The organism is Dictyobacter arantiisoli (assembly GCF_008326305.1).
GTDB lineage: Bacteria > Chloroflexota > Ktedonobacteria > Ktedonobacterales > Ktedonobacteraceae > Dictyobacter > Dictyobacter arantiisoli.
Map to the genome: position 1 here is coordinate 1 of NZ_BIXY01000219.1, position 1776 is coordinate 1776.

Sequence of the window (1776 nt, forward strand, 5' to 3'; positions counted from 1 at the left end):
CATAGTATAGCGCGTTTTCATCAGGCGGGGTGCACCTTCGGTGCATGGCCCTTGGAGGGTCGGAGAAGAGAAATCTGATAGACTACCATCAGGAGGGTTCAATGGGCAAATCTCAACCGACCTCTACCAAGGAATTCAAGCAGCAGGCTGTCACACTTTTTGAAACCAGTGGAAAAAGCAAAACACAAATTTCCAGAGATTTAGGGATTTCTGACAGTGCTTTAAGCAAATGGTGTAAAGAGTTTGGAGAACAAGGAGAAGCGGCCTTTCCTGGCAAAGGCCATCAAACTCCGATTGAAGAGGAAATGAAAAGATTAAAGCGTGAAAACGAAATTTTAAGGTAGGAAAGGGACATCTTAAAAAAAGCGATGAGCATCTTCGCGCAACCCCACCCGTAAAATTCCAGTTTATTCATGAGCATCGTCAGACGTTTCCTCTTCTTCGGATGTGCCAGGTCCTAGAGGTCTCGGAAAATGGCTACTACAACTGGCGTAAAAGAGGGAAAATCCAAAGAAAACGGGATGATGAACAGCTTACGGAACGTATTGAAGATGCGTATTATCAAAACAGGGGTTATTATGGAAGTCCTCGTCTTTATGTTGAACTCAAAGACCAGGGCATTCATTGTGGACGAAAACATGTCGCACGCTTGATGCAAGAACAGGAGCTGAGCGCCAGAAAAAAGAAGCGAAAGCCACGTACCACCGAGAGCAATCATGATTTTCCCATTGCTCCCAATCTTTTGGAGCAGGATTTTACCGCTGATGCACCAGATACAAAATGGATGTCAGACTTTACCTCCCTTGAGACACGAGAAGGGTGGCTCTACCTTGCAGGGGTGATTGATGCCTATGCACGCAAAATTGTTGGCTGGTCGATGAGTGAGCATCATGACGCTGAATTGGTCTCTGCCGCGCTGCAGATGGCACTGCTTCAGCGGCAGCCTGGAGCTGACCTGATCCATCATTCAGACCGGGGCAGTGAATATGCGAGCGGTCGGTATCAAACGCTGCTACACGAGCATCAGATTCAAGGAAGCATGAGCAAAAAAGGTGATTGTTATGATAACGCGTTGATCGAGAGCTTTTGGGCAACCTTGAAGAAAGAATGTTCTGAAGATGCAATATTTTCCAGTAGAAATGAGGCAAAAGCAACGGTTTTCGAATATATCGAAATATATTACGTGCGATCCGTTCAGCCGAAAATCGCCCACTGGGTGAGGGGATGGCTGGCAAAGATGAACTTTGACAACTCATGATTTGATGGGAGACGCAATTTCTCTCCCACGAGGTGAACGTGGAATGGCTCTGCCCGACGGTAGCGACTGGTCCTCAATCCGTCAAGCGGGCAGAAATGGAAAGCCTCATGAGTCTCAACATGACCACTTTCCGAGCCAGGTTCCCACGGCGAAGGAAACTGAAGGTGCATCTGAACCATCGTAACTTCGAACAAGCCAAAGAGGCTGACAGGCTTGACCAAAACGGTAATGAGATTCGTATGAGGCGAGAACTGTAATATTCTCTCCTTTCACTCATCCAACATCTCCGGTGGATAGCACCCGCCTACAGGAGCGTAAAACAAATCATGGGAACGGAGTAACTCGGCATCTGGCTCTCATCAATGGTCGATGTGATGAGCAGGGAACCACCCGCACGCCGATGCTGAGCAGGATTCCCCAAGAAGCTTAACGCCTTTGGGAAAGCCAGAGGATATGCTGACGTGGGGACGATGACCGGGAAGAAAGAGGCACAAGTCGGATGTCAGAGACGAAGGCAC

At 48.1% G+C, this 1776-nt stretch carries 1 pseudogene; it reads left to right on the forward strand.

The features are described from left to right. The first annotated feature begins 101 nt into the window (after positions 1 to 101). Positions 102 to 1258 (forward strand): annotated as a pseudogene (locus tag F1593_RS27900) (IS3 family transposase). Positions 1259 to 1776 lie beyond the last annotated feature (518 nt).